The 25692-nt window shown below is 61.2% G+C and carries 24 protein-coding genes and 2 tRNA genes; 10 read left to right on the top strand and 16 right to left on the bottom strand.

Going from position 1 to position 25692, the window contains the following annotated elements; all coding sequences use genetic code 11:
* Positions 1-22: 22 nt before the first annotated feature.
* The 4 genes from ACN0X0_RS02635 to ACN0X0_RS02620 all read left to right on the top strand — a co-directional run bounded on the left by ACN0X0_RS02635 (position 23) and on the right by ACN0X0_RS02620 (position 4605).
* Entirely contained in the window at positions 23-2908 is a 2886-nt protein-coding gene (locus tag ACN0X0_RS02635; protein ID WP_417277897.1) for a helicase-related protein, read from the top strand.
* Positions 2909-3289: an RNA-binding S4 domain-containing protein gene (locus tag ACN0X0_RS02630; RefSeq protein WP_417277896.1), complete on the top strand. Its 381-nt coding sequence runs from the start codon at positions 2909-2911 to the stop codon at positions 3287-3289.
* A 53-nt stretch (positions 3290-3342) separates the two neighbouring features.
* Complete coding sequence (gene fdxA / locus ACN0X0_RS02625) at positions 3343-3681, top strand: ferredoxin FdxA (RefSeq protein ID WP_417263588.1); 339 nt, start codon at positions 3343-3345, stop codon at positions 3679-3681.
* A gap of 414 nt (positions 3682-4095) precedes the next feature.
* Positions 4096-4605 carry a CarD family transcriptional regulator gene (locus tag ACN0X0_RS02620; RefSeq protein ID WP_167600034.1) on the top strand — a complete coding sequence of 170 codons (510 nt, stop codon included), beginning with the start codon at positions 4096-4098 and terminating at the stop codon, positions 4603-4605.
* A gap of 346 nt (positions 4606-4951) precedes the next feature.
* Here the strand turns inward: ACN0X0_RS02620 and ACN0X0_RS02615 are convergent, their stop codons facing one another.
* Both ACN0X0_RS02615 and cobS read right to left on the bottom strand, forming a co-directional pair.
* Positions 4952-6673, bottom strand: coding sequence for a hypothetical protein (locus ACN0X0_RS02615; RefSeq protein ID WP_417277895.1), 1722 nt, complete (start codon positions 6671-6673; stop codon positions 4952-4954).
* 183 nt (positions 6674-6856) lie between these two features.
* Complete coding sequence (cobS, locus tag ACN0X0_RS02610; protein WP_417277894.1) at positions 6857-7621, bottom strand: adenosylcobinamide-GDP ribazoletransferase; 765 nt, start codon at positions 7619-7621, stop codon at positions 6857-6859.
* Between the two features lie 73 nt (positions 7622-7694).
* Between cobS and cobT the strand changes: the two genes are divergently transcribed.
* A complete protein-coding gene (gene cobT / locus ACN0X0_RS02605) occupies positions 7695-8711 on the top strand; it encodes a nicotinate-nucleotide--dimethylbenzimidazole phosphoribosyltransferase (protein WP_417277893.1) in 1017 nt (338 codons plus the stop codon).
* Positions 8712-8741: 30 nt separating this feature from the next.
* Here the strand turns inward: cobT and ACN0X0_RS02600 are convergent, their stop codons facing one another.
* The 3 genes from ACN0X0_RS02600 to ACN0X0_RS02590 form a co-directional block, all read right to left on the bottom strand.
* Positions 8742-10628, bottom strand: coding sequence for a monovalent cation:proton antiporter-2 (CPA2) family protein (locus ACN0X0_RS02600; RefSeq protein ID WP_417263592.1), 1887 nt, complete (start codon positions 10626-10628; stop codon positions 8742-8744).
* A gap of 220 nt (positions 10629-10848) precedes the next feature.
* Positions 10849-13914 carry a hypothetical protein gene (locus ACN0X0_RS02595; RefSeq protein ID WP_417277892.1) on the bottom strand — a complete coding sequence of 1022 codons (3066 nt, stop codon included), beginning with the start codon at positions 13912-13914 and terminating at the stop codon, positions 10849-10851.
* Between the two features lie 181 nt (positions 13915-14095).
* The gene (locus ACN0X0_RS02590; RefSeq protein ID WP_417277891.1) at positions 14096-15100 is read right to left on the bottom strand and encodes a hypothetical protein; all 1005 of its coding nucleotides are present in this window, start codon (positions 15098-15100) and stop codon (positions 14096-14098) included.
* Between the two features lie 132 nt (positions 15101-15232).
* Here ACN0X0_RS02590 and ACN0X0_RS02585 point away from each other — a divergent pair, with 132 nt between their 5' ends.
* Positions 15233-15658 (top strand): hypothetical protein, encoded by a 426-nt coding sequence (locus tag ACN0X0_RS02585; RefSeq protein ID WP_417263595.1) that lies wholly within the window; start codon positions 15233-15235, stop codon positions 15656-15658.
* A 3-nt stretch (positions 15659-15661) separates the two neighbouring features.
* On the opposite strand, the gene ACN0X0_RS02580 is transcribed toward ACN0X0_RS02585, so the two are convergent.
* Together ACN0X0_RS02580 and ACN0X0_RS02575 are read right to left on the bottom strand one after the other, a co-directional pair.
* Positions 15662-16390 carry a dienelactone hydrolase family protein gene (locus tag ACN0X0_RS02580; protein WP_417277890.1) on the bottom strand — a complete coding sequence of 243 codons (729 nt, stop codon included), beginning with the start codon at positions 16388-16390 and terminating at the stop codon, positions 15662-15664.
* 119 nt (positions 16391-16509) lie between these two features.
* A tRNA-Tyr gene (locus ACN0X0_RS02575) sits at positions 16510-16593 on the bottom strand.
* A gap of 155 nt (positions 16594-16748) precedes the next feature.
* On the opposite strand from ACN0X0_RS02575, the gene rlmB reads away from it, so the two are divergent.
* The 3 genes from rlmB to ACN0X0_RS02560 all read left to right on the top strand — a co-directional run bounded on the left by rlmB (position 16749) and on the right by ACN0X0_RS02560 (position 18716).
* Positions 16749-17546, top strand: a complete 798-nt coding sequence (rlmB, locus tag ACN0X0_RS02570; RefSeq protein ID WP_417277889.1) for a 23S rRNA (guanosine(2251)-2'-O)-methyltransferase RlmB — start codon at positions 16749-16751, stop codon at positions 17544-17546.
* A gap of 209 nt (positions 17547-17755) precedes the next feature.
* Positions 17756-18193: a CoA-binding protein gene (locus tag ACN0X0_RS02565; protein ID WP_417263598.1), complete on the top strand. Its 438-nt coding sequence runs from the start codon at positions 17756-17758 to the stop codon at positions 18191-18193.
* A gap of 4 nt (positions 18194-18197) precedes the next feature.
* Positions 18198-18716, top strand: a complete 519-nt coding sequence (locus tag ACN0X0_RS02560) for a hypothetical protein (protein ID WP_417277888.1) — start codon at positions 18198-18200, stop codon at positions 18714-18716.
* A 29-nt stretch (positions 18717-18745) separates the two neighbouring features.
* Here ACN0X0_RS02560 and ACN0X0_RS02555 read toward each other — a convergent pair whose 3' ends face one another.
* The 5 genes from ACN0X0_RS02555 to hisA form a co-directional block, all read right to left on the bottom strand.
* Positions 18746-19054: a phosphoribosyl-ATP diphosphatase gene (locus ACN0X0_RS02555; RefSeq protein ID WP_417263600.1), complete on the bottom strand. Its 309-nt coding sequence runs from the start codon at positions 19052-19054 to the stop codon at positions 18746-18748.
* 21 nt (positions 19055-19075) lie between these two features.
* Complete coding sequence (hisF, locus tag ACN0X0_RS02550) at positions 19076-19873, bottom strand: imidazole glycerol phosphate synthase subunit HisF (RefSeq protein WP_417277887.1); 798 nt, start codon at positions 19871-19873, stop codon at positions 19076-19078.
* A 60-nt stretch (positions 19874-19933) separates the two neighbouring features.
* The gene (locus tag ACN0X0_RS02545) at positions 19934-20395 is read right to left on the bottom strand and encodes a DUF2867 domain-containing protein (RefSeq protein ID WP_417277886.1); all 462 of its coding nucleotides are present in this window, start codon (positions 20393-20395) and stop codon (positions 19934-19936) included.
* Between the two features lie 79 nt (positions 20396-20474).
* Positions 20475-20762: a hypothetical protein gene (locus ACN0X0_RS02540; protein ID WP_417277885.1), complete on the bottom strand. Its 288-nt coding sequence runs from the start codon at positions 20760-20762 to the stop codon at positions 20475-20477.
* Positions 20759-21481 carry a 1-(5-phosphoribosyl)-5-[(5-phosphoribosylamino)methylideneamino]imidazole-4-carboxamide isomerase gene (hisA, locus tag ACN0X0_RS02535; RefSeq protein WP_417277884.1) on the bottom strand — a complete coding sequence of 241 codons (723 nt, stop codon included), beginning with the start codon at positions 21479-21481 and terminating at the stop codon, positions 20759-20761. Before hisA ends, ACN0X0_RS02540 begins: the two co-directional genes overlap by 4 nt.
* A gap of 154 nt (positions 21482-21635) precedes the next feature.
* Here hisA and ACN0X0_RS02530 point away from each other — a divergent pair, with 154 nt between their 5' ends.
* Positions 21636-22019 carry a DUF2147 domain-containing protein gene (locus tag ACN0X0_RS02530; protein WP_417277883.1) on the top strand — a complete coding sequence of 128 codons (384 nt, stop codon included), beginning with the start codon at positions 21636-21638 and terminating at the stop codon, positions 22017-22019.
* A gap of 83 nt (positions 22020-22102) precedes the next feature.
* On the opposite strand, the gene hisH is transcribed toward ACN0X0_RS02530, so the two are convergent.
* The 4 genes from hisH to ACN0X0_RS02510 all read right to left on the bottom strand — a co-directional run bounded on the left by hisH (position 22103) and on the right by ACN0X0_RS02510 (position 25638).
* On the bottom strand, positions 22103-22741 hold the full coding sequence (gene hisH, locus ACN0X0_RS02525) for an imidazole glycerol phosphate synthase subunit HisH (protein WP_417277882.1): 639 nt from the start codon (positions 22739-22741) through the stop codon (positions 22103-22105).
* Positions 22742-22761: 20 nt separating this feature from the next.
* Entirely contained in the window at positions 22762-23349 is a 588-nt protein-coding gene (gene hisB, locus ACN0X0_RS02520; RefSeq protein ID WP_417277881.1) for an imidazoleglycerol-phosphate dehydratase HisB, read from the bottom strand.
* Between the two features lie 104 nt (positions 23350-23453).
* Complete coding sequence (locus ACN0X0_RS02515) at positions 23454-25289, bottom strand: hypothetical protein (protein ID WP_417277880.1); 1836 nt, start codon at positions 25287-25289, stop codon at positions 23454-23456.
* Between the two features lie 274 nt (positions 25290-25563).
* Positions 25564-25638, bottom strand: a tRNA-Gly gene (locus ACN0X0_RS02510).
* Between the last annotated feature and the right edge of the window lie 54 nt (positions 25639-25692).

Here is a 25692-nt window from a genome sequence, read left to right as displayed (position 1 = left end):
AAACGAAGGACATGGCGGGCCAATGACAGGCATGACCGGTCGGATCACGGCAGTGCTCGGCCCCACGAACACAGGCAAAACCCATTACGCCATCGAGCGCATGCTGTCCTATCGCACGGGCGTCATAGGCCTGCCTCTGCGGCTTTTGGCGCGCGAGGTCTACGACCGCATCGTCGCCGCGCGCGGGCCGTCGGTTGTGGCGCTTGTGACCGGCGAAGAGCGCATCGTGCCACCCCGCACGCAATATTGGGTCTGTACGGTCGAGGCGATGCCCACCGGCATGGGGTCGGATTTTCTCGCCATTGATGAGATTCAGCTTTGTGCCGATCCCGAGCGGGGCCATGTCTTCACCGACCGGCTTTTGAACGCCCGCGGCACCCATGAGACGCTGTTTCTGGGCTCGGATTCGATGCGCTCCGTGATTGCGCAACTGGTGCCCAAGGCACAATTCATGCACCGCGACCGGTTTTCCCGCCTGACCTACGCAGGGTCGAAAAAGATAAGCCGCATGCCGCCAAGGGCCGCGATTGTCGGGTTTTCTGTGGATGATGTTTACGCCATCGCGGAGCTTCTGCGTCGGCAAAAGGGCGGCGCGGCGGTCGTCATGGGCGCGCTTAGCCCCCGCACCCGCAATGCGCAGGTCGAGATGTATCAGAACGGCGATGTCGATTATCTCGTCGCCACGGATGCCATCGGCATGGGCCTCAATCTCGATGTGACCCATGTGGCCTTTTCCTCGACCGTGAAATTCGACGGGCGGCGGATGCGGCCCCTGATGCCCAACGAGCTGGCGCAGATCGCGGGGCGCGCCGGGCGCTATCAGACCGACGGGACGTTCGGGGTGACGGGCGAGGCGGAGCCGTTCGACGAAGAGGTGATCGAGGCCATCGAGGAGCATCGGTTTACCCCGCAAAAGAAACTCAACTGGCGCAACTCCCGACTGGAATTCGGCACGGTGGATCGGCTGATCGGCTCTTTGGAGATGCCGCCAGAGGACCCGTCTTTGGTGAAGGCGCGCGAGGCGGATGATTTGCAGGCGCTGAAAACCCTGTCGGATCTGAAATCCGTGCGCCCGCGTCTGCGCGGCTCAAAAGACGTGCGGCTCCTGTGGGATGTGTGTCGCATTCCCGATTTCCGGGGAATCAGTCACGGCGAACACACCTCGCTTTTGGAGCGGATTTTCGAGTTTTTGCATGAATATGGGCGGGTTCCCGACGATTGGATGGCCAGCCAGATCAAACGCATTGACCGCACCGAGGGCAATATCGACACTCTGTCTAAAAGACTCGCCTATATTCGCACTTGGACCTATGTTGCCCAGCGTGAAAACTGGGTCGATGACGAAAGCCATTGGCGCGGCGCGACCCGCGCTGTAGAAGACCGATTGTCGGATGCATTACATGGTGCACTGACGCAAAGATTTGTGGACCGGCGGACGAGCGTGCTCCTTCGGCGGCTCAAGCAAAAGGAGGGCCTTGTGGCCGACGTGAACGATAAAGGTGAAGTGACGGTTGAAGGCGAATTCGTCGGCCGTCTGGAAGGGTTCCGCTTTCAGCAGGACAAGGCGGCAACGCCCGATGAAGCCAAGACGCTGGCCCAGGCCGCGATGGCGGCATTGGCGCCGGAGTTCAGCCTGCGCGCTGACCGGTTCTACAACGCGCCCGACACGGAAATGGATTTCACCGAACAGGGTGGCCTGATGTGGGGCGAGCACGCTGTGGGCAAACTGGTGCCCGGTGACGATGCTCTCAAACCGCGCGCTGTGGCCTTTGTCGACGACGGTGTCGCGCAAGACGTGGTGGAGAAAGTCCAGCGCCGGTTGCAGCATTTCATCGACCGCAAGATCGCGACCCTTTTCGAGCCGCTGTTGAACATGTCCCGCGACGAGGCCCTCACCGGTCTGGCGCGCGGCTTTGCCTTCCGTCTGGTGGAAAACCTCGGTGTGATCCCGCGCGAGCAGATCGCGCAAGAGGTCAAAGAGCTGGATCAGGATGCCCGTGGTGCGCTGCGCAAACATGGCGTGCGCTTCGGTCAGTACACGATCTTCATGCCGCTTTTGCTGAAACCGGCACCGACGCGTCTGCGTCTTTTGTTGTGGGCGCTCAATGCGAAATTCGACGTCTTCCCCGACAGCCCGCCGCCGGGTCTGGTGACCATCCCTGCCGTGGTGGAGGCGCCTGAGGGCTACTACGCCATGTCCGGTTATCGCCTCTCCGGTCAGCGCGCGATCCGCATTGATATGCTGGAACGCCTCGCAGATCTGCTGCGCAGCCAGGACAGCCGTGGCGGGTTCGAAGCCAACCCGGATATGCTGTCGATCACCGGCATGACCTTGGAGCAATTCGCCGACCTGATGGGCGGCATGGGTTACAAGGCCGAGCAGGGCGAGCGCGTGAAGGTGAAAGCCGTCGATCAGGTGATCGAGGCCGAATCTGCACCGGCTGAAAATGCCGATGAGGCGCCTGCCGATCTGTCCGGTGTGGCCGCCGAGATCCCCGACGAGGGCGAAGCACCTTCTGCCGAGATCGCCGAACCTGCGCCCGTCGAGGATGAGGCCGCAGAGTTTGCCGAGACCGAAGTGCCCGAAGGCGTGGCGGCTGACGCCGGTCTGCCGGAAGAGGAGAAGGAAGTGTTCTACACCTTCACCTGGGGTGGCAACCGGGGCGGCAACCGCAACGCTGGCCGTGGCCCGCGTCGTGAAGGCGGGGATCGTCCGCAGGGTAAGAAGGGTGGCGGCAAACCGCAGGGTAAAAAAGGCGGGAAACCGCGCCGTGACGGTGGTCGTGATGGCGGCAAGGGCGGCAACCAGCCGCAGACCTTCTCTTCCAAGCCGCCGCGCAAGGAAAAGCAGATCGACCCTGACAACCCCTTCGCAGCTGCGCTCATGGGGCTCAAGGACAAGAAGTAAATGGAAAAGCGGGAGACCATTCGTCTCGACAAGTGGCTGTGGTATGCCCGCTTTTTCAAAACCCGCGGGCTGGCGGCCAAGACCGTCACCGGCGGGCACGTGCGGGTCAACTCTTCGAAAGTTTCCAAAGCCTCGACCTCTGTGGGCGAGGGTGACGTTTTGACCTTTCCGCAGGCACGCCACATCCGGGTGATCAAAATCGCCGCCTGCGGCACGCGGCGCGGCCCGGCGCCTGAGGCACAAACCCTCTATGAAGACCTCAGCCCGCCCGTGGTCTCGAAGGACCCTGTTCCGTCTGTGCCACGGTTCGAGGGAAAAGGTCGTCCGACAAAGAAAGATCGTCGCATGACGGACCTTTCGCGCCCTGACATGCTTGATTGATCGCGCACTTGGGGCTAGCAAAGGCGCAAATGATCAGATTTGGATGAGCCGCAATGACCTACGTCGTGATTGATAACTGCATCGCCTGTAAATACACCGACTGTGTCGAAGTTTGCCCCGTGGATTGTTTCTACGAGGGCGAGAACATGCTGGTGATCCATCCTGACGAATGTATCGACTGTGGCGTCTGTGAACCGGAATGCCCGGCCGACGCGATCCGCCCGGACACTGAGCCGGACATGGAGAAATGGGTCGAGCTGAACCGCAAATATGCCGAAGCCTGGCCGGTCATCCTTGAGAAAAAAGACCCGATGCCGGGCTATGAGGACAAGGACGGCGAAGACGGCAAGTTGGAGAAATACTTCTCCGAGGCGCCGGGCGAGGGCTCCTGAGTCGGCGAATCTCCTCGAATCAAGTGTATGATTCGCGTCTCAAAGGGCCCCGCTATTAAGGGCCCTTTTTATATGCAGCGCGCTCTATAAGTCCTTGATTCACGGGTAACCCCCTGAAAACGGGGGGCTCTTACGGCCCGTTAATTGCACTGTGCTTTCTTCGGGGCGTTTTTTGTGCTATGATCATTCAACCACGTTAGGACATATCGACCTCAACCCCCTGAGCAACGCTTTTACGGGGATTGAGTTTTTCGCGCCTAAATCCGGGCTCTGACGCCAAAGCGGCAGGGGATATTGCAGATTGGTTTCGGGCTTTTGTGTGTGCTCGGACCTGATGCGATCCGGGGCGGCGCGAAAGGGCGATGCGGCCGGTAAGGTGGTGCCAACGGTCCCGTCTGAGGAAAAAACCTGCAAATGAGCAAGACCAAGAAATCCGAATTTCGCCCCAACGATTATGTTGTTTATCCGGCCCATGGTGTCGGTCAGATCATGTCGATCGAAGAACAGGAAATCGCGGGCATGTCCCTTGAACTTTTCGTCATCGCCTTTGAAAAAGACAAGATGACGCTGCGCGTTCCGACCAACAAAGCCGTCGAATCCGGCCTGCGGTCGCTGTCCTCGCCGGAACTGATTCAGGACGCGATGAAGACCCTGAAAGGCAAGGCCAAGGTCAAACGCGCCATGTGGTCCCGCCGCGCGCAGGAGTATGAGCAAAAGATCAACTCCGGCGACCTGATCGCCATCGCCGAAGTGGTGCGCGACCTGCACCGCACCGACGACCAGCGCGAGCAGAGCTACTCCGAGCGTCAGCTTTACGAAGCGGCACTCGATCGCCTGACCCGTGAAGTGGCCGCCGTCTCCGGCTCTGACGAGGCGGATGCGCAGAAGAAAGTCAGCGACGTGCTCGTGAGCCGCGCCGCCTGATTTCTGAGTATTTCAAGCACAAAGGAAACCGCCGGGAGGGAGACCTCACCGGCGGTTTTCTTTTGCGATTATGGCGCAGGCTCCTCGAACGGTCAGGGCCACTGTTCGAAGAGCCTGCGGTGTGAAGCGCATCAAGGCACGCTTCTGTCGTCACTCCAATGAGGCTTGGCCGTGACGCCGATGGCACGGCACAGGACGGTGACATTCAACTCGAACATACTCATGACCCATCCCCCGCACCCTCTTGCACCGTGCAATCGACCTGTTTTTCTACAAAAAGTCAGGGATTTCCACATTCCCCAGATGGGGTAAGCGCATCAAAAAAGCGGTATGAGTGTGGAAATTTTCACGCCATTCGGGTCAAATGCGCCAGTGCTTTGTCCCAGGCGCGGAAGAACACGAAGCGGCCCGCGTTCTCGACGGTCTCGATGTCGATCTCCGGGTAGCGCGCGGCATGTTGGGCCAGCATGTCTGGCGGGATTTCCGTGTCTTCGGCACCTTGCAGGAACTGCACCGGAAGGCTTTGCGCCATGGCACGCAGATCCTGCGACCAATCCATCGTCATCTGTTCAATCGTGGTCCGGGTGAAAATATCCGCGGCGTTATAGTCCTTCGACAGGGTAAAGTGGCTTCCGTTGAACAGGGCCTCGCGCATGTCCGGATCGTCCAGCAAGGCCAGATCGCCCGGCGCATCGGCGAAAATGTTGCGAATGAACGCGTCCTTGCCGGCCTTCTGCGCCAACGCGAACCCGGCCTTGATCAAAAACGGCAAAAGTCGCGGCGTGTGGCGGGCGGTGGCGAGAATCATCCGGTGCCATTTGTCCATGCAGGCGATCTGGTTGGGTTCGGTCACCGGAAAGACCGCGCCACAGCCGACGACGCCGGTGATGAGATGCGGAAAGAGTGCTGCGAATTTCGCGACGAACATCACATCGACGCCAAGCGCCAGATGCGGGCAGGGGCAGAGGTCTAGATGCGCCACCAGCTCGGCGATGTCGCGGGCGTAATGCTCCGACAGGCTGCCTGTTGCGGGGGGCGTGTCCGAGGGGCCGTAGCCACCGCGCAGAGGCAGGATCACGCGAAGCCCCAAAGCGCGGGCCTGTGCCTCCGCCGCCTGTGGCCAATGGGTGAAGCCGTAATCCATCGGCCAGACCAGAACGGGTTTGCCCGTAGGCGCTCCAAATTCGCGGTAGTCCAACCGGCGTCCGTCGCTCAGTTCTATGCTTTGCCACGGAACCGCGGGTCTGACTGCATCCTCACCGGGCTGCGTCTGTGATCCACCCGGCGCGGTCGCCATGTGCATCATCATTAAGACGATGCGGATCAATTCGGCCTGCGAGCGGGTGTCGGTCTTGCTCAGGATGGTTTTCACCTGGGTGCGGATCGTATCGACGGAGCGTCCGCGCGCGGTGGCGATTTCCTGGATGTTTTCGGATTTGATCAGGCGTTGAATGACGGCGATCTCGGCGGGGGTCAAAGCAAAGGCGGCGGCTAGAACCGCATCGAAGCCCTCCGGCCAGATCAGCTCGGAGGAGAGGATCAGAACCACCGGCCCGGCCTTCGGCAAGACCTCTGCGTGCAGTTTCAAAAGCGTCGGGCGGGAGTGGTCGTCCCTGTGCAATTCCAAAAGCGTATCGGCAGCATCCTTGCCCGCACCGCGCGGGTTCAGATGTTTCTTGACCAGAGCCAGCAGGGTCGCACGTGTGTCCTCGGGGAGGGCGGCAGAGCCGAGCGGCGCTCCGGTCTCAACTCCGAACAACGATGCTGCGGGGCCGTTGGCGGCCAGAACGGAGAGGCGGGCGTCGACCAGAATGGCGGTGGATTGCGAAAACCGCGCCATGAGGGCCGCGACCTCATCGCCTTGCGGCTGTGCCGTGCTGCGGGCGAGGATTTCTTCGGCGCGATGGAAATGTTTGAGCAAAGCATGCTCCGACAGACCGGCGGGTACCGTTTCGCGATCCATATGCGGCAGGAGACGCGCATAGCATTTCGGGCATTCGGGCGCGAGGGCGACGTCATAGATTGCGGACAGGATATCGTCCGGCGGGGAGATGCGGGTCTGGTTCATTGCGAGCCGAGGGCTAGGAGTGGAGATCTGCCCTCAGGATCGCTTGTGGATGGTGTTGGACAAAGGCTTTTCTGGCTGCATGGGAAAAGCGGATGATTTTTCCCCCTGAAATGGTAGGGGGAACCGGACCTTTCGTGACGAATCCTGCCTGAATGCTGTGCAAAATAGACGACTGCACATGTTTCAGGCGAGTGTCGCGAAGACCGTCAAGGCCATGATCTCCGCCACATTTTGCGTCGCGCCCAGCACATCGCCGGTCTGGCCGCCGATCTTCTGCTTGGCGATCCGGGCGGTGACAAAGGCGGTCACGGTGACGGCAGAGGCGGCGAGCACGGCGGGCACAAAGCCGACCACGATCCAGGACATTATGAATGCCACGACCGCACCAAGGCTTGCGGCATCGCGTGGCGGGCGACCGGTTTGGACCGAAAGGCCGTCCCCGCGCGCGGGCGGCATCAGGGCCATGAGATAGGGCAGGGGCGCGCGCGACAGCATGGCGCTGGCGATCACCGTGGTGACGATCACATCCCCATGCGCCAGCGTCGAGAGCGCCGTGAAGCGCAGCAGAAGAGACAGGATCAACGCCAGAACGCCGTAAGCCCCAATGCGACTGTCGCGCATGATCTCAAGGCGCCGTGCACGCGCGAACCCGCCCCAAAAGCCATCGGCACAATCGGCCAAACCGTCTTCGTGCATCGCCCCCGTGACGATCACCAAAGCCGCCAAGGTGAACCCGGCGATCAGCCCGGCCCCAAGTGTGAGCCAGCCCGCAATCGTGGCCACGGCCCCCGCGATCAGCCCCACGGCCAGCCCCGCGAGCGGAAAGGCCCATGTCGCCTCCGCCGTGCGCGAGAACCCGGCCCGGACCGGAATGCGGGTCAAAAGGGCAAGTGCTGTGACGACATCGCCGGGCACAGGTTGGAAACGCGGCTTGAAACGGGGGATCATGTGAAATCGCTCCTGTCCTTGTGGGTGCTCTCGGGATAAAACCCCGGCACGACAAATACAATGAGGACGACCCATGGTTTTCACCGGTGCTTTTTCCGATCTCGCTGGCTTTGAACATCTGTTGAAACAGGCCCCCGGCCCGGATTTGGCGGCAAAAGAGGCGGCGGAAACGCGCAATGCGCAGCTCACGAAACCGGCGGGCTCCTTGGGGCGGCTCGAAGAGATCGGCATCTGGTACGCCAGCTGGCGCGGCGAAGGGCGGCCCAGGATCACCCAGCCGCAGGTCGCGATCTTTGCCGGCAACCACGGCGTAACGGCGCAGGGCGTCTCGGCCTTTCCGGTGGAAGTGACCGTGCAGATGGTGGCGAATTTCCAACACGGCGGCGCGGCGATCAACCAGTTGGCGCGCAACGCGGGCGCGTCGATGTCGGTGCATCCGATCGCTTTGGACCGCCCGACCGGGGATTTCACCGAAACCGTTGCGATGTCTGAAGAGGACTGTGTCGAGGCGCTTTTGATCGGCTGGAACGCGGTCAACCCGCAGTCGGATTTGCTGGTCGTCGGCGAAATGGGCATCGGCAACACCACTTCGGCTGCGGCCATTGCCAACGCCCTGTTTGGCGGCGCGGCGGCCGATTGGGTCGGGCGTGGCACGGGCATCGATGACGCAGGGCTCAAGATCAAGGAAGAGGTTTGCGCCGCCGGTGTGGCGCGCCACGCAGGCAAAACGCCTCTGGAAATTTTGGCCGCTTTGGGCGGGCGCGAAGTGGCGGCGATGGCGGGCGCGATTGCCCGCGCGCGGCACCTGCGCATCCCTGTCGTGCTCGATGGCTTCATCTGTTGTGCGGCGGCGGCCACTTTGGAGCGCGCCGTGCCGGGCGCTTTGGATCACTGCATCGCAGGCCATGTGTCGGATGAGGCCGCGCATCCGGCGGTGCTCAGCGCTTTGGGCAAAGAGCCTCTGGTCGCTCTGGGCTTGCGTTTGGGCGAGGGCTCGGGCGCGGGGCTTGTGATCCCGCTGGTGAAGGGCGCGGTCGAATGCCTGTCGGGCATGGCGACCTTCGCCGAGGCCGGTGTGTCGGACAAATAGGCTGACAGAGAAACGAGGGGGCGATGCTGTTCAGGCCGCATCGCCTTTCTCGCGTTTGCGTTCCAATTCCGTGACCAAAGCCGCCTCGAATTCCTTGTCGAGCGCCTGAGACCGCGCGACATAGGCGGTATTTTCCGACACCGGTTTGCTCGGGTCCCAAAGCTCGGCCAACGCCCGCATCGCTTCGCGGTCGTGTTGGTAATAGGCCTTTTCCGTGACGGCGGCGTCATATTCGGAAAAGCCCATTTCTTCCAACACATAGCGGCCAGCGCGCAGCGAGCTGTCGAACATCTCGCGCACGATCTTATCGGCGCCCGCCTTATAAAGCTCATAGACGTGGATGCGGTCGCGCGCGCGCACGATGATAAACAGATCGGGCCGCAGGTTCCGGGCATATTTCACAAGCTGCGTCGCGGCCTTCGGGTCATCCAATGTGATCACCAAAATACGCGCCGTGTCGATGCCTGCGGCATGCAAAAGTTCGGGGCGGGTGGGGTCGCCAAAGAAGCCCTTGAAGCCGAATTTACGCATCAGCTGAATGGTTTTCAGATCGTGATCCAGTACGGTGGTCTGAAAGCCAGAGGCCTGCACCAGCCGGTTCACGACCTGCCCAAATCGTCCGATCCCCGCGATGATGATCTTTTGTTGATCGTCGATCTCATCGGCCGGGGTGTCCTCGGCCCGGTCCGCGAGCCTCATCCGCAGATAGTCCTGTAGCATGAAGAACAGCGGCGTGAACAAGAGCGACAAAGCGATGATCAACAGCACCCGCTCGCCCATGAAGGACGACAGAACCCCCTGTTGCAGCGAGAAGGTCGTCAGCACCATGCCGAATTCCCCGGCCTGCGCCAGCGACAATGTGAACAACCATTGCCCGCGTTGGCGCAGTTTGAAAATTCGCCCGATGACGTAGAGGATCAGCCCTTTGGTGACCATCAGCGCAAAGGTCAGCCCGATCAAGGTGATCGGATCGTGGAACAAAATGGTGAAATTGATGCCTGCGCCGACCGCGATGAAAAACAGCCCCAACAACAGCCCCTTGAAGGGCTCGATGGAGCTTTCAAGCTCGTGGCGGAACTCGGAGTTCGCCAAAACCACACCGGCGAGGAAGGTGCCCAAAGCTGGAGACAGCCCCACAGCGGTCATCAGCCAGGCAATGCCGATCACGATCAACAAAGCGACGGCGGTGTAAATCTCGCGCAGGTTGGCGGAATGGATGTAGCGAAACAGCGGGCGGGTCAGGAACACCCCCGCCAGAATGATCGCCGCGACGGCGCCCAGCGTCACCAAAGTGACGCCCCAGCCGGGCAGCCCCTCGACCAGAGTGGCACTGTGCCCAGCGGCGTTTTCGAGATCGACAGCGCGGCTGATCGAGCCGTCGGGGTTGATCGACAGGGCCGACCCCACGGCCAAAAGCGGCATCAGCGCCAGCATCGGGATCACCGCGATGTCCTGCGTCAGCAAAACGGAAAACGCCGCGCGCCCGCCGCCCGTGTGCATCAGGTTCTTTTCCGACAGCGTCTGAAGCACCACCGCCGTCGACGACAGCGACAGGATCATGCCAAGCGCCAGCCCCGTCTGCCATGTCTGCCCGGCCCAGATCGCGGCACCCATGATGGCGGCCCCGGTCAAAACGATCTGCAATCCGCCCATGCCCAAAAGCTTGTTGCGCATTTCCCAAAGGCCGCGCGGGTCCAACTCGAGCCCGATGAGAAACAGCATCATTACCACGCCAAATTCGGCGTAATGCAGCAAATCTTCGCTCTCGTTGTGCTGTACCAGCCCCAAAATCGGGCCGACAATCATCCCGGCCAAGAGATAGCCCAAGACGGAGCCAAGCCCCAAGCGGCGCGCCAGAGGCACGGCGATGACCATGGCGGCGAGGTAGATGACGGCTTGGGCCAGAAGGCCTTGCATGGGCGTGGTCCTTATCGGGATGTGCTGGATCGGGATGAGATGGGGCGGGTGATGTCGTGAAACCTATATTCACGCCTCATTACAGAGAGGTAAAGCCCCGCCGTTCCCGACAGGAGCATGGCAAGAGGGATGTGTGATTTTTCTCGGACGATTGCCTCAAAAAGAATGAGGTCTCCGGGATGCAACGGCGCTTGGTCCGCTGCATCCCGGCGGGGCTGTGTTACCCTTGGATTTCAAGCGTCACAGAACGCCCGTTTTTGACATAAACGAGGCTGTCGGAGCCGATGGATTGCACTCGTCCACCATCCAGCTTGTCGCCGATTTTCACTTTTGCGAACCGGCCCGACGGCAGGCGCACAAGCGCGCGGCGATCAGAGCTTGAGCCGTAGACGCCCATCAGGTTCAGTTTGCGCAGAGAGATCGCATTTTTGACGGTCGCGGCGCGGGCCACATTGGCCGGGTCGGATTTCGGCAAGGGCGAATCCGGCACGCGGGCGGTGACCTGTGTGGCGGCGGAGGTCTGGGTGGTGCCAGCCTCTGCGGCGGCCGCAGCGGCGGCTTCGGCGGCGCGCGCGGCGGCGGCGAGTTTCTCGAAATCCTGCGGACGGGCTTTCGGGACCAAAGACACCGCGACCACCGGCGCCGTGCGCGGTTGCGCGTCCGGGGTTTCTGTGCGGGCATCCTCTTCGGCCAGCTCCTGCGCCGAGGCCGGGCGCAGCGTCGGGGCAAATCCGCCAAGCTCGGCCCGCGTTATGCCGCCCAGATTGGCCTTTTCAGTGTTCTCGACAAGGCTTTCGGGCCGCAGTTTCGGCTGGAAAGCGGCAAGCGCCAGACGCACGGGATCGTTTTCATCAACCTGCGCAGGGGCCAGAGCCGCCTCGACAGCCTCCTCCACCGCACTGCCGGGGCGGGGTTTAGAGACGATGTCCGGGCGACCGGCATAAACGACGGTGCCGTCCGGTGTGACCGTGCCCTCGGGCGTGGCGCGAATGAACCCGTCTTCGTCATAGTCATAGCGCGTGCCCGGAGGCGCAGGTTGCAGGGCGGCGCGCGGCGCAGGCTCGCCGATGTGGCGCGCCGGATCGGGCAGGGCGCCCGCGTCCTGCGAGGAAATCCGCGGGTCGATGGAGGCTGTGTAGACCGCGTTGAGATCGTCCTCACCGGTCTCCCCCGTGCCATTGTCCGGTGCCAGCGGCCAGATGCCGGTCGCCGCATATTGCGCATTCAACGCCTCGAGATCCGGTTCCGGAAGCTCATTTTGTACGCCCGGCGGCTCAGGCAGAGCGGCCTGTTCCAAAAGCTCGGGCGTCAGCTCCGGTTCGTCCTCGAGGGCGGCCTCATCTGTCGCGGCCTCAGAGCCATCGGCAAGGGTGGTGTCCGGGATCACGACGGTTTCATCCGCCAAATCCACCAAATCACCGGAGGTTTCATCGGACTGTTCCAGCGCGCTGGTTTCTACGCTGGTCTGTGCGCTCTCCGGTTGTGCATTGTCCTCGGGAAGCATCCCAACGACCAGCCCGATGAGCAAAAGCGCCACCACAAGAATGCCGGTCAGGATCAGCCCCATGCGCGGCGATCTGCGCTCCGTCCGGCTGCTGCGGCGGGCGCCAAAGACGGTCAACGCCTCGGCCTCGTCGAGCGTGTTTTCCACACGGTCGAGACCGGCGGCCCGGTCGGACATGGGCGTCATGTCGGACGCGATCCCGGTATTTGTCGCGTTTTGCAGGCTCAGCGTCGCGGCCTTGTCCGCCGCTTCTTTTTTCGCCTCTTCCTTTTTGGTCCTGTCGTCCTTGGCCTTGTCCATGCGCGTCTTGGCCGCGGTCGAGAGCCCCGACAGAGATTTCAGCGCCCCCTTGGCGGCCTGTTTGGCCGCCGCCTTGGGCGCTTTCTTGTCGGCGCCATTCAGAGCGCGCGGCTCGGGGACAAGCGGGCTTGCGGGCATGGGCGGCGGTTCCGGCAAGGGTGCGGATTTGCCCGGACGCGGCGCCTTGGGTTTAGGGGCCTCGTCCAGTTCCTCCACCGGCAGATCGCCAGAGGTCACCGCCACATGCGGGTGCTCTTGGACAGGCTTCTGGACCGACTGAGGGCCCTCAGCAGATGTGTCTTGCGTGTCGCCCGACGTGGGTGCGGGGGCGGCAGGGCCAAGCGGCTTATGCGCGGACGTGTCGTCTTCGGAGACGGCAGAGAACCGGGCCGGGCGCGCAGACAGGCGCGGTGCGGCAGCTGTATCGGCTTCGGCAGCTGCCTCGGTGGCCGTCAAGCGGCGGCTTTGGAATGCGGAGGGCGTGGGCGCTTCGGGCGGCGTGTCCTCTGTCGGCGCGATCTCGGCTTTGGTGACCTCCGCTTCCGTAATCTCTGCGTCTTTCGCGGTGTCGGCCTGCGGCTCAGCCGGGATTTCGTCCTGTTTCTCGTCCTGCGTTTCGCTCAGTGGTTCGTCCGGTGCCTCACCAAGTGGTTCGGCGGTCGCATCTTCTCCAAGCTCCGCCTCCTTGCGGTCCGGCAAGTCTTGCGCCGTCCCCCCGTCCTCTTGGGTGCCCTGCTCCAGAAGAAGTTCCTCTTGCGGGGCGTCCTCTGGTTTGTCCGCAGGAAAGTCTTCAGGCAAGTCCGCAGGCAAGTCCTCAGGCACGTTCGAGCGAACTTCGAGGGGGGCCTCTTGGACCGGTGTCTCGGCAGGCGGTTCGACCAGCGTCTCGAGCGGCTCCGCAACGGGCACCACCGGACCGACCGGCGGAGGCGGCAGTTTGCGTTTGGGCAGGATGTGTATGGCGCTTTCGTCCGGCTCGACCTTTGTGCCCGCACCGATCAGCGCATCGGCGGCTTTGGCGCGACCGAAAAACGGCTCGCCCGCGTAGGTTTCAGCCTCGGGCAGGGCCACGAAAGAGACCGGGTTGAAGCGATGCTCCGTGGCGAAACTTTCCGCCTCTTCAAGGGTTTCACGGGCGATCACCGCGACTTGCACCTGGCCGTTCGTGACCGTGCTGTCCCAGACCAGATCGTCCACAGCATAGGGTGTCGCGCCATCGAGGGCGGCGCGGATCGCGGCATCGCGGCTGGCTTCGCCCAGATCGGGAAGGCTGCGATAGAGAATTTGGCTGTTCGGAATCACCAGTTTGGTGGCAAGCCCCGAGGTCGAGACAGAGGTGGCGAGCTTGCGCAGCTCAGAGAGTTCCGCGGCCATATCGGGCGCGTCCAGGGCGACCTCGCCCATCTGATGCCAGCCGCTCGAGGCGCGGTGCAATAAAACGATGCCGTCATGGCTCAGGTTGAGGGCAAAATTCGGTTTCATTTCCGCAGGCTGGCTCGATTATTGGGTCTGAATTCTGAATGTCGTGGCACCCTAACGCAGCTTTGGGAGCGGGCCAAGGGAAACCCGAGCGCCTTGCCACAGATGTGAGCGGCGATGGCGGAACCTTGCCGGGCGGGCCAGTTTGGGGGTGTTGCTCGGTGAGATGTGGCGTGACCTTGTGTCACCGCATCCACAATCCGGCCTTCTTGATCTGATTGCGGATCATCTTTTCGCGTCGAGGCAGGTGATCACGGTCGAACATCGCCCGGATTTTGTCGCCCTTCGGCTGATAAACGAGGCGTTTGATCGGCTCATACTCCTTCAGCGCCTTCTTGATCCAATTGGGCGCCGCAACTTCGCGCAGCACGTCGACCACATGATCGTTTTCCCGCGCAAACAACAGCGGGAAGGTGCGGTAATGACAGGAGATCGCGCCATCGAGCGTGTCCTCGGGGAGGGTTTGCCGCGCGCCGCCGAAAGAGTGGATCACCAGCGGCAGAGCGACTTGGTCGAGCCATGGATCAAAGACTTGAAGGCTCGCCGCCTCGGGCGGATTGTCGCGGATTTCGAGGGCGTATTCGAGGAAGCGTTCGCCGAATTTGCGTGGGCACTCATAGAAAAAGAAACCCGCGTTGAAATAGAGATAGCGCTTCCAATATTCGTCCGGCTGGTCGAGATCGAGCGTGCTTTCGAACTCTAACCCGAAGCGATCGTAGAGCGATTTCCAAATCTCGGTGTAGCCCGGTCCGTACAGCTCAATCTGCGGCCATGTGCCCTCGACTTTTTGCGAGGCACAGGGGCGCGTGAAATCGAAGGGCACGGAGGACACAGGCCCGGTGATCAGCGTATCGCTGTCGAAAAACACGAAAGGCTCGCCCTCAGGTAGCGCCAAAAGCGCCTCGATTTTATTGCCGTAGGGATAGCTCTGGCCGAAATGACGGCTTTCAAAGGGCAGAATCTCCGCCCCCAGCCGTTTGAAGGCGCTCAGTACATCGGCCTGTTTCATCCGCGGATCGTTGTGCCATGTCTCGCCCGGTTGCGGTTCTGCGATGAACAGACGGCCTTTGAAATCCGGGTCCATCGCGCGCAACGAGGCCGCGAACAACAGCGCCTCATACATCAGCCGCCCGTCCTGTCCGATGACGACAATGTTGAACGGGGTTTGGTTTTGAGGCTTACTGGACATGTGAACTCTAAAGGGCAACTCGAATGGAAATCGGGGGAGGCGGGAGACCTCAGGGTGGTTCGAACCGACTATAGGACGGATCATCGTTTATCAAAAGCCGTTAATTCCCCTGTAGTTAAAAGGATTGTTTCCATGGTATCCGGAACGACACGCGCAGGTCTGACGACGCTTTTCTGCCTCATGGCGACGGGCGTCGCGGCAGAGAATTTCACCACCGCCGCAGAGGTCAAACCCATCTTGCAAGCGACCAAGCCGCAATGGATCGCGGTGCGCAATTATGACGGGCAGGACCTGTTGTATTTCACCAATCTTCTGAGCTGGCGCTGTGGGTTGACCGAGGTTTTCTACGGCGTGAACGGGGGCGAGATGGTGCCTTTCGTGATGGAGCCCTGCTACCTCGACACGGCGCAACCCAATGCGCTCAAGGCCGAAAGCTTGGACGCGATCCTCGTCAGTTTTCCGCCGGGGACCATCGAGACCATCGATCTCAACGTGACTTTTGATGACGGCACGGCGGAACAGGCGCATTACGAGCGCAAGGCCGTGGAGATTCAGTGAGCGCTAGCGCAACACTTCCGCCAGAAAATCCACCAGCGCGCGCCAGCTTCGCGCGGTGGCTTTGACATTGAATCCGAACCCGGGCTGCGCGCCCGGTTTGGCGGCGGGGTTGGTAAAGGCGTGACCGGTGTTGCCATAGGCGTGGAGCTGCCATTTTGCGCCGCGCTCCGTCATTTCCTGACCAAAGGCCAGCACGCTGTCGGGACGCGCGAGCGGGTCGTCCCAGCCGTGCATCACCAAAACCTCAGAGACGATTTTCATGTCGGGCGCTGTTGTTGCCCGGTCGAGAATGCCGTGAAAACTCGCGACGCCGCCGATCTCGACACCCTCGCGCACCAGATCGAGCACCGCCTTGCCGCCAAAGCAATAACCCATCGCGGCGGTGCGTTCCGCGTCCACGAGCTCATGCGATTTCAACGCCTCCAACGCGGCCACCATGCGCGCGGCCAATGTGGCGCGGTCGGCGTCAAGTTTATCCTTGGCGGCATGGGCCTCAGCGGCATCTGTGGTGGTCCAGCCCTGTCCGTAATAGTCGATGGCGAAACCGACATAGCCCAAAGCCGCCAACTCCTGCGCACGGGCTTCTTCGAACTCTGAGCGACCCCGAAACGCAGGGGCGACCATGACGCCGGGGCGCGGACCAGTGAGGGCGTCATCCCAATGGAGCGCGCCGATGAAGGGCCCGCCAATCTCGGGGCCGCCGTAAGTGATCTCAATGCATTGCAGGGCCATGTCGCTCTCCTTTTACGATCGCCTCAAATGTGGCGGATCGGACGGGAGTTGCAAGAGGGGAAGGGAGATCGATGACCAAACGCCAGCGAACCAACACTAGATTGTCAGAGGGGGAGAAGTGGTGGGCGACCCTGGAATCGAACCAGGCATGAGTCTCCTCGGCGGAGTTACAGTCCGCTGCCGCACCTTGCAGCCCGTCGCCCACTTTCACGCTGATCTGTGATCTCTCACCGACCGTTTGCGTTCGTGTGGGCGGTGGATACCTATGGGCGCGAGGGGCGTCAACAGGAAAATTACTTGTTCTTCGAGATTGCCTGCGCCAAGAAGGGCCAGCCACCAGAAACGGGACACCAAAGCCATGAAAAAACCCAAATGGGTCGTCGAAAAAGAGCAAGCAAAGCGCAAGTCTGCGCAGGAAACCGTCTGGCTGTTTGGTTTGCACGCGGTGCGCGATGCGCTGGCGAATCCGGCGCGAGAGAAATTGCGGCTTTTGGTGACGAAAAACGCGATGGCGAAACTTGAGGTGGAGATTGCCGCCTGCGGGATTGAGGTCGAGGAAATCGACCCGCGCAAATTCCACGACCCGCGCAAGTTCGACATTCCTGTGGACCCGACCTCCGTGCACCAAGGCGCGCTTTTGGAGGTCAAACCCCTGAGCTGGGGTTCGGTCGAAGAGGTCTGTCTGGCGAAAGGCGAAGGCCTGCCTTTGGTCGTGCTGCTCGATCAGGTGACCGATCCGCACAACGTCGGTGCGATTCTGCGCTCGGCCGAGGTGTTTGGTGCCGAAGCCGTCATCGCGACCGCGCGTCATGCCGCGCCTGAGACCGGCGCCTTGGCGAAAACTGCCTCAGGTGCGCTGGAGCGTCAGCCGTATCTGCGGGTGCGCAACCTGTCGGAGACCATCGTGAAGCTGCAAGAACTGGGGTTCACCTGTCTGGGCCTCGATGGCGAGGCGGACGAGACCATCGACGAAGCCCTTGCGTCGTTGTCGGATCGTCCCGTCGCTTTGGTGATGGGGGCCGAAGGGCCGGGCTTGCGGGAAAAGACCAAGGAAACCGTCGATAAATTGGTGAAAATCCCCTTCGCGCGCGGCTTTGGCTCGCTCAATGTCTCGAACGCCGCCGCTGTCGGGCTTTACGCCGCTTCTCAACGCTGAAAGCGCGGGGGCAGGCGCGTCCGATTCACGATGCGTTCACGTTTTTCTTACAAACTCTTCCATATCGAGAGTCTCTCCCTATCTCTTCAGGTGAGACGCGCAAGCTGGAACACGCGCGTAGCTCTCACTGTCCCTCGTTCCATACCTTCGCCCGGGCCTTCTGTTCGTCAGAGCCCGGGCTTTTTTCTTTTTGAAAATGCGCTACCTTCATGCTCATGACATATGTTGACCAACTGACCGACGCCGACATCGCCCGCATCCTTGGCGACACGAAAGTGATCGCCCTCGTGGGGGCCTCCCCGAAACCGGACCGCCCGTCTCACAGGGTCGGCACATTTCTGGCCGCGCGTGGCTATAAGGTGATCCCGGTCAATCCGGGACAGGCGGGCAAGGAGCTGTTCGGCCAGACCTGTGTCGCGGCGCTTTCAGACATCACCGAACCGGTCGATATGGTCGATATTTTCCGCAGGTCCGAAGAGGTCGAACATGTGGTCGATGACGCGCTTCATGCGCTTCAAGGTTTGAAATACATCTGGATGCAGCTCGACATCGTCAACGAGAAAGCCGCAGCCCTTGCGCGCGCGCAGGGCGCCGAGGTGGTGATGGATCGCTGTCCGGCGATTGAGATCCCACGGCTGGGTCTTTGATCCCATGAGCTTTGTCGTATTTAACGCGCTGCGTCTGGGGGGTGTCGGCACCATGCGTTTTTTTTCGGCCCTATACGTTGCTGCTCTATTTGCATTCGCAGCGGAGGCTTCGGACTGCAACGATAGAAACAGCCAGTGTACGGAGGTCGTTGGCTGTGTTCTTGGAGCGCCAAACGAAATGTTTTTCGGTGAGGTTTATGGAGTCTCAGATGGAGATTTTGGAGTGATCACGACGAAGGGCGCGCAGTGTCGGGGGGCGTTCGAGAGAACGCAGGAGGGAACTGCAGTGGTCGAAACCGAATGCTCTGATGGCCGCACGGGGAGCGCAGTGTTCGACTATTTCGACCTGAAATCTGGCACAGGCCGCGGTGCTGGTAAGATGTCGGACGGTGCTCAGATCGTTTTTTGGTCGGGAGAGAACTTAAAGGCATATTTCGAGAGCGGGGAGGGGGCAGGATTGTCCGAATTTTCTCGCTGTGCTTCGGATGCGCTTGAGGCGCTGAATGCTGGGGCGACACTCTAAAATACGGGCCAACATATATGGCCGTCGGGTTAGCGCGAGGCCTTTTCCGCAATCCCCGAAAGTCCCTGACGGCGGGCCAGTTCAGTCAGCACATCGTCCAGAGCCACATCGCGCGCGGCCAACATGACCAGCATATGATAGAGCACATCGGCGGCCTCATAGGTGAGGTTTTCGCGGTCGTTCTTCACCGCTGCGATGATCGCTTCTACGGCCTCTTCGCCGAATTTCTCGGCGCATTTCTCCGGCCCTTTGGCGAGGAGTTTCGCGGTCCATGAGGTTTCCGGATCGGCGCCTTTGCGTGACAGGATCACTTGTTCGAGTTCGTTGAGAACGGACATGAGCAGTTCCTTAATTCAGTATTACTTGAGGCGCATGGGGATGCCCTTAGAAGCCATATATTCCTTGGCCTCTTGGATCGTGTAATCCCCGAAGTGAAAGATGGAGGCGGCCAGAACGGCGCTGGCGTGGCCTTCGGTGACGCCTTCGACGAGGTGGTCAAGATTGCCGACCCCGCCCGAGGCGATGACCGGGATGTTCACGGCGTCCGCGATGGTGCGGGTCATGCCGAGGTTGAACCCCGCGCGGGTGCCGTCGCGGTCCATGGAGGTCAAAAGAATCTCGCCCGCGCCCTTGCTTTCGATGAGCTTGGCAAATTCCACGGCATCAATCGGGTGGCCATCTTTATCGAGCGCGGCTTTGCGCCCGCCGTGGGTGAAGATGGCCCATTTGATCGGGTTGCCCTCGGCGTCCCACTCGATGGTTTTCGCATCAATCGCACAGACGATGCATTGGCTGCCGAAGTGATCGGCGGCGCGGGCGATCACGTCCGGGTCGGCCACGGCGGCTGAGTTAAAGGACACTTTGTCGGCCCCCGCCAGCAAAAGGTTGCGCACGTCTTCCGTGGTCCGCACGCCGCCGCCGATGGTCAGCGGCATAAAGCACTGTTCGGCGGTGCGGGTGGCGAGATCGTACATCGTGCCACGGTTCTCATGGGTCGCGTGGATGTCCAGAAAACACAGCTCATCCGCCCCCGCCGCGTCATAGGCCCGAGCGCTCTCGACCGGGTCGCCCGCGTCGATCAGGTCCACGAAGTTCACGCCTTTCACCACACGGCCATCGGCCACGTCGAGGCAGGGGATGATGCGGGTCTTGAGCATGGGGCGCGCCTTTTTGTCTCTCGCCCGAGTCTTTAAAGCGCAAGGGGGTCGGATGCAATGTCAGGTGCCAGGATTTGCACGTGCGATCCGGCGCATGGCGTCCCGCACGATCAGCACGTGAAACGGTTTGACCACCATCAGATAGGCCCGCCCCAGCGCATTGTTGCGATGCACCCAAGTTGCCATATGGATGCGGCCCGCGTCCTGACGGATGCAGATGCGGAAATTCAGATGGGTGTCGTCGGTGCCGATGATCAGCTCATCCGTGCCCTCGTATTCCACCGGAAAAATCGCGCCCTCGCCGCTGTCTGCGGTCTCTGTTTTCAGGCCGAGAGGCTTCACGATCCGATTGCGCAGGTTTAAGAGTGCATCGGCCCAGCCGGGCATGGTCAGGCCGATGTTGGCTGCCTCTCGCGGGGACAGCGCACTTTTGACTGCGTAGCCGTCGATGAAATCGCCGTTTTGCACTTTCGTCCAAAGACGCGAAGTGGAGGGGAGGGAGGTGTGTTGAACCTGTGCCATCGGAACTCTCTGCGTGATGTTAATCGCGTTCACTTAACGGCGAACCATGGCGCAAGGAAAGGGACAGCTTGACGCAGGGTTATTTTCGGCGGGCGCGTCGGATCAGATCCACGACAATCAGGATCATAAGTGCGAGGCCCAAAAGGGTGGCGAGCGGCAAGGTCAAGATCAAGAGCCAGCCTGTCATGAACAACCCGCCAAGCGTGCTGCCCCAGTCATGCCCGTTAACGACGCAAGGATAAACGCCCGCCTCATCTACACGGCAGCCATGGCGCTCTGCGAACCACGACACCCAGATCAACGCCGGGATCGGGGCAAGGCAGAGCGCGATGCCGAGGGAGAGGAGGGCGTAGAGTGCCTTTTTCAAGCCTTCATCACCTTGAGCGCTTCCGCCAGATCAATCGCCCCATCGTAAAGCGCGCGGCCGGAGATGGCCCCGTTCAAAGGCGCACCGCAAGCCTTGAGGTTTTCCAGATCGGCAATCGAGGACACGCCGCCACTTGCGATCACCGGGATCGACACGGCGTTGGCGAGCGCCGCGGTTTCCTCAATGTTCGGCCCCTGCATGGCGCCGTCGCGGTTGATGTCGGTGTAGATGATCGCGGAGACGCCTGCGTCCTCAAAGGATTTGGCCAAATCCGTGGCGTTAACATTGGTCTCTTCGGCCCAGCCCTTGGTCGCGACCATGCCTTTGCGCGCGTCGATGCCGACCGCGACGTGACCGGGGAAAGCCCGCGCCGCTTCGCGCACCAGATCGGGGTTTTCGACGGCCACGGTGCCGAGAATCACGCGCTCCAGCCCTTTGGACAGCCACATCTCGATCGTTGCCATATCGCGGATGCCGCCGCCCAGCTGCGCGGGCACTTTGCATTGTTTGAGAATTTCTTCCACCGGCGCCGCGTTCACCGGTTCACCGGCAAAAGCCCCGTTCAGATCGACAAGGTGCAACCACTCACAGCCCGCTTCGACAAACTCCAGCGCCTGCGCCGCCGGGTTCTCGTTGAACACGGTCGCTTTCTCCATCTCGCCTTTGTAAAGCCGCACGGCATTGCCGTCTTTCAGGTCGATGGCGGGGTAGAGGATCATGGCGCGGGGCTCCTGTCGTGAAATCGTTGCGCTCCCTTTGGCATGATTGCGCAGGAATTGCAAAACCCGCTTTGAGTTGCATGTGCCGCTGCGTTAATCTTGCCTCAAAGCGCCGAACCCGCTCAGGGTAGGGGCATATTTGGGAGGATATAGAATGAAACATGTGATGTTTGCGGCGATTGCCGCGCTTGGTCTCGCTGCACCCGCCTTTGCCGATCCGGTCGAAGGCGTCTGGCAGACCCAAGTCGATGACGGCGCCTATGCGCATATCACCATCGCGCCCTGCGGTGACAAGATGTGCGGCACGATCAGCCGGACCTTCAACAACAGCGGCGAATACAATTCCGCCAATAAAGGCAAGCCCATCGTCTGGGACATGGTCGCACAGGGCGGTGGCGATTATAAGAACGGCAAGATTTGGCAGCCCTCGACGGGCAAGGTCTACAACTCGAAAATGGCGCTCTCCGGCAATACGCTGAAGGTCTCCGGCTGCGTCGGTCCGATCTGCAAAGGCCAGACCTGGAGCCGCGTGCAGTAAGACCTTTCCGTTTCCACTAAAACAAAAGGGGCCTCAAACGGGCCCCTTTTTCATGTCTTCTTCGTGGTAAAAATACTCACATCCTACGGTGCCCAGCCGAGGAAGTTCGACACGATGCGCAGCCCCGCGTGCTGGCTTTTCTCCGGGTGGAACTGCATGCCGATCATATTGTCGCGCGCCACGATGGCGGTGACCTCCTCGCCATAGTCGACATGCGCCAGACGATGCGCCGGGTTGGTGACCTTGAAATGGTAGGAATGTACGAAATAGGCATGATCGCCCTCTGAAATGCCGTCCAGAACCGGGTGCGTGTTCGATATGTGCAAGTCGTTCCACCCCATATGCGGCACTTTCAGCGCCGGATCTGAGGGGGTGATTTTTACCACCTCGCCGCCGATCCAGTCGAAACCTTTGGTTTCTTCGTACTCAAGACCACGGGTCGCGAGCATCTGCATGCCGATGCAAATTCCCATGAAGGGACGGCCTTTTTCGGTCACCACCTCCGAGATCGCTTCGAACAGACCGGTGTAATCGAAAAGCTGTTTCTTGCAGGCCGGAAAGGCGCCGTCGCCCGGCAAGACGATGCGGTCGGCCTTGGCCACCACGTCGGGTTCCGAGGTCACCACGATGGTGCCGGAGCCACGCTCGCGCGCCATGCGCTCAAAGGCTTTATGGGCGGAATGCAGGTTTCCGCTGTCGTAATCGACGAGTGCTGTCAGCATGTCAGTCTCTCTTCAAAACCTTAAAGCGCGCCCTTGGTCGACGGCAGGCTGTCGGCCATGCGCGGGTCGATCTCAAGCGCCATGCGCAGCGCACGGGCGACCGATTTGAACGCCGCCTCTGCGATGTGGTGCGAATTGATGCCATGCAGCTTGTCGATGTGCAGCGTGATGCCGCCGTGGGTCGAAAGCGCCTGAAAGAACTCGCGCACCAACTCGGTGTCAAACGTGCCGATCTTGTCGGTCGGGAAGTCGAGATTCCACACCAGAAACGGTCGCGCCGAGAGGTCGAGCGCGCAGGCGACCTGCGTGTCGTCCATGGCGAGCGCAAAGTGGCCGTAGCGGTAGATGCCCTTTTTGTCGCCCACCGCTTTGACCAGAGCCTGACCGATGGCGATGCCGGTGTCCTCGACGGTGTGGTGATCGTCGATATGCGTGTCACCCTTGGCGCGGATCGTCATGTCGATGAGGGAGTGGCGCGACAGCTGGTCGAGCATGTGGTCGAAAAAGCCCACGCCCGTCTGGTTGTCGTAAATGCCGGTCCCGTCGAGGTTGATCTCGACTGTGATCTCGGTTTCCGCGGTCTTGCGGGTGATGCTCGCCTTACGCATGGAGGCCTCTTGGTTCTGGGTGCTGCGCCCTTATAGGCGCGGGGGCGGGGATTTGTCGAGAAAGCAGTCGCGCGCGTCCTGTGTTGCCCCCATATTGCGCAGCCTCACGGCAGGAAATTGTAATAGACGGGATAGAGCGTGCCCGATGCGTCGCGTTTCGTGCCGGCCACATGGAGCTTTTCGTCGTCGGCAAAAACGATGTCGCTGATCTCCACATCGTCGAAGGTGGCATGGGCGTAGGGCAGCCCTTCCGAATCGACAAAGGCGATGGCGCTATAGCGGCTGTTGTTGCCCCAGTTCCGGATCAAAAGCGCAAAGCGGTCGCCTGTGGTCAGGACCGCCTCCGTGATTTGGGCGCCATCGGAGGCGTTGAAATCGTCACGCGCCAGAAAGACCGTGCGTTCGCGTTGCTGACTGTCGTCTGCCCTGCCTCGGGTCCAAGTATAGAAAGCGTCGCCGGAGTAGCTGCCGTCGCTCTGGCGTTGGCCCTTGAGGCCCGCCAGAGCGCCCGCCACCAGGTGGGTCTCACCCTCGCCAAGCGCGAAAGCGGTGGTGACCATGCCGCGTTTCTCACTGTCTGCTTGGTCGTAGTCGCCCGCCGAGGCGTCATCCATGAGCGACAGCGCGTCACGCCATTCGGTCCAGCCCTCACGGTAGTCATAGCCGCCGTCCACGCGATCATAGGTCTCTTTGACCCAGTAGCTGACGCGGTCGGTGACCGGGCCGCCGCCATTCTGCATTCCTCCGGCCATCATGGTTAGGCTCGAGTCGCGGTCGAGGCGCAGCGAGAGGGTCGAAAGCTCGCGCCTCGGCTGGCCCTCGGGGGTGTCGTCAAACGTGTAGCCACTCCAATCCCCGGAAAGTCCGTCGAACATCACGACTTCTTTCTCTTCCGTGGTGCCAAAATATGTCATTTCGCCCGACGCGAGCCATGCGACGGCAGCGCCTGAGCGGGCCGTGGCGAGGATGAAGCGGTCCTCGTTGATGTCGACACGGTTGCCCAGCTGACCGTCCTTCTCGAGGAGGTAGACAAAGGGCCAAACCGCCTCGTCGTCATAGGCGGCGAAGGCGGCGAAAGATATTCCTCGTCCTCTCGCGTCCATCAGCACATGGGCAGTTTTGACCTTGGTCACCGTACGCGCAGGGGTGGTGTAGCTGTTGGCGGTGGTATCAAAACGGGTGACGAAACCGTGGTCCTCACCGTCGATCCCCGCGAAAAGAACTTTGCCCTGCCCGGAGGTGTCGAGGCTTGTAAAGCGGACGCCCTCGAAGGGGGTGAAGGTGATGGATTTTTCGGCGCGCCGCTCGGGCGTGTTAAGCCAGGCCAGATCGGAGGAGGAGGGGAAGTTGCGGCTTTTCGTGTCGACATCCGCGATCCAGACATAGGCAGCGGTGGCGATCATGCCGATCATGCTCAGCGCGAGGAAGCGGTCCTTCATGGTCCAGCCAGAGGCGTTTGAGGGTTTGTCCTTGTCTGCGCTTTTTGCGGGTTTTGTGCGTTTCCGCTTCGGCTTGGGGTCGGTCTTCGGTTCGCTTTTAGGCTCTGGCTTTTTTTGTGCGGCGGGCTCCGCTTCTGTCGTCGATTTTGTCGTCTCTTTCGGCTTCGAGGTGCCTTCGCGGGCTGCCGCGCCTGTTGCGGACCCAGAGGTGGACCCCGTGGCGGCCCCTGAGGCGGCGCCCGCAGCACCTGCCGCAGCTTCCTCGAAGGTCTCGATTACCAAAAGCATCTGCCGCCGGTCGAGAATGGCATCGACCGGCGGGATCTGGATCACGCGACCGGTTTCTCCCGCCTTGATGCCGATGCGCTTGCCCGTGGCCGTTTCCGCGACGATCACCCGTGTCTCCGCCTCGACCATCGCGCCGATCGTGGTCAGCACCTCCTTGACGCGAATGGGATAGAGCTGTGCCGCTTTCGGCGACATGACGGTTTTGATGGCCATTCGGGGGAACCCTGTTCTTTCGAGCGCTGAAACTGTTGGCGTGCAAAATGCGAGGCATCTTCACACAGCGCAGTTTTCTTTATGGCTTCCCACGGGTCAAGCGTGTGGTCAGATTTAGGCAGAAAAATATGAGTAAAATGGCAGGTTTGCCGGGCGCGGCCGGTTTTGTAGCCGGGGAGGGGCACGGTCGCAGAGGCACCTGACCGGCGGCAAAAAGCGGTGACCCCATTCCTTAAGGAATGGCGTTTCGCAATCTGCAGCTTTGAAGAGAAATTGGAGCGGGCGAGGCGATTCGAACGCCCGACCCTAACCTTGGCAAGGTTATGCTCTACCCCTGAGCTACGCCCGCTCGCGTCCAGCCTGTGCATCGGCTCGGTTACGTGAGGCGGCTGGGTGTGCCGTC

Origin of the sequence: Celeribacter sp. (genome assembly GCF_048270365.1) — a bacterium.
Classification (GTDB): domain Bacteria; phylum Pseudomonadota; class Alphaproteobacteria; order Rhodobacterales; family Rhodobacteraceae; genus Celeribacter.
The sequence above is the reverse complement of the archived record's forward strand: the minus strand, read 5'-3'. Positions and strand labels throughout refer to the sequence as shown.

Excerpts from the sequence above, each read along its gene's own strand:
- ACN0X0_RS02560 (WP_417277888.1), top strand. The coding sequence starts at position 18,198 with ATGAGCTTTGTCGTATTTAACGCGCTGCGTCTGGGGGGTGTCGGCACC.
- hisA (WP_417277884.1), bottom strand. The coding sequence starts at position 21,481 with ATGATCCTCTACCCCGCCATCGACCTGAAAGACGGCAATGCCGTGCGG.
- ACN0X0_RS02620 (WP_167600034.1), top strand. The coding sequence starts at position 4,096 with ATGAGCAAGACCAAGAAATCCGAATTTCGCCCCAACGATTATGTTGTT.
- ACN0X0_RS02635 (WP_417277897.1), top strand. The coding sequence starts at position 23 with ATGACAGGCATGACCGGTCGGATCACGGCAGTGCTCGGCCCCACGAAC.
- fdxA (WP_417263588.1), top strand. The coding sequence starts at position 3,343 with ATGACCTACGTCGTGATTGATAACTGCATCGCCTGTAAATACACCGAC.
- ACN0X0_RS02555 (WP_417263600.1), bottom strand. The coding sequence starts at position 19,054 with ATGTCCGTTCTCAACGAACTCGAACAAGTGATCCTGTCACGCAAAGGC.
- ACN0X0_RS02585 (WP_417263595.1), top strand. The coding sequence starts at position 15,233 with ATGGTATCCGGAACGACACGCGCAGGTCTGACGACGCTTTTCTGCCTC.
- ACN0X0_RS02565 (WP_417263598.1), top strand. The coding sequence starts at position 17,756 with ATGCTCATGACATATGTTGACCAACTGACCGACGCCGACATCGCCCGC.
- ACN0X0_RS02630 (WP_417277896.1), top strand. The coding sequence starts at position 2,909 with ATGGAAAAGCGGGAGACCATTCGTCTCGACAAGTGGCTGTGGTATGCC.
- ACN0X0_RS02580 (WP_417277890.1), bottom strand. The coding sequence starts at position 16,390 with ATGGCCCTGCAATGCATTGAGATCACTTACGGCGGCCCCGAGATTGGC.
- ACN0X0_RS02515 (WP_417277880.1), bottom strand. The coding sequence starts at position 25,289 with ATGGCCATCAAAACCGTCATGTCGCCGAAAGCGGCACAGCTCTATCCC.
- ACN0X0_RS02615 (WP_417277895.1), bottom strand. The coding sequence starts at position 6,673 with ATGAACCAGACCCGCATCTCCCCGCCGGACGATATCCTGTCCGCAATC.
- ACN0X0_RS02545 (WP_417277886.1), bottom strand. The coding sequence starts at position 20,395 with ATGGCACAGGTTCAACACACCTCCCTCCCCTCCACTTCGCGTCTTTGG.
- cobT (WP_417277893.1), top strand. The coding sequence starts at position 7,695 with ATGGTTTTCACCGGTGCTTTTTCCGATCTCGCTGGCTTTGAACATCTG.
- ACN0X0_RS02530 (WP_417277883.1), top strand. The coding sequence starts at position 21,636 with ATGAAACATGTGATGTTTGCGGCGATTGCCGCGCTTGGTCTCGCTGCA.
- hisH (WP_417277882.1), bottom strand. The coding sequence starts at position 22,741 with ATGCTGACAGCACTCGTCGATTACGACAGCGGAAACCTGCATTCCGCC.
- rlmB (WP_417277889.1), top strand. The coding sequence starts at position 16,749 with ATGAAAAAACCCAAATGGGTCGTCGAAAAAGAGCAAGCAAAGCGCAAG.
- hisF (WP_417277887.1), bottom strand. The coding sequence starts at position 19,873 with ATGCTCAAGACCCGCATCATCCCCTGCCTCGACGTGGCCGATGGCCGT.
- cobS (WP_417277894.1), bottom strand. The coding sequence starts at position 7,621 with ATGATCCCCCGTTTCAAGCCGCGTTTCCAACCTGTGCCCGGCGATGTC.
- ACN0X0_RS02590 (WP_417277891.1), bottom strand. The coding sequence starts at position 15,100 with ATGTCCAGTAAGCCTCAAAACCAAACCCCGTTCAACATTGTCGTCATC.
- hisB (WP_417277881.1), bottom strand. The coding sequence starts at position 23,349 with ATGCGTAAGGCGAGCATCACCCGCAAGACCGCGGAAACCGAGATCACA.
- ACN0X0_RS02595 (WP_417277892.1), bottom strand. The coding sequence starts at position 13,914 with ATGAAACCGAATTTTGCCCTCAACCTGAGCCATGACGGCATCGTTTTA.
- ACN0X0_RS02600 (WP_417263592.1), bottom strand. The coding sequence starts at position 10,628 with ATGCAAGGCCTTCTGGCCCAAGCCGTCATCTACCTCGCCGCCATGGTC.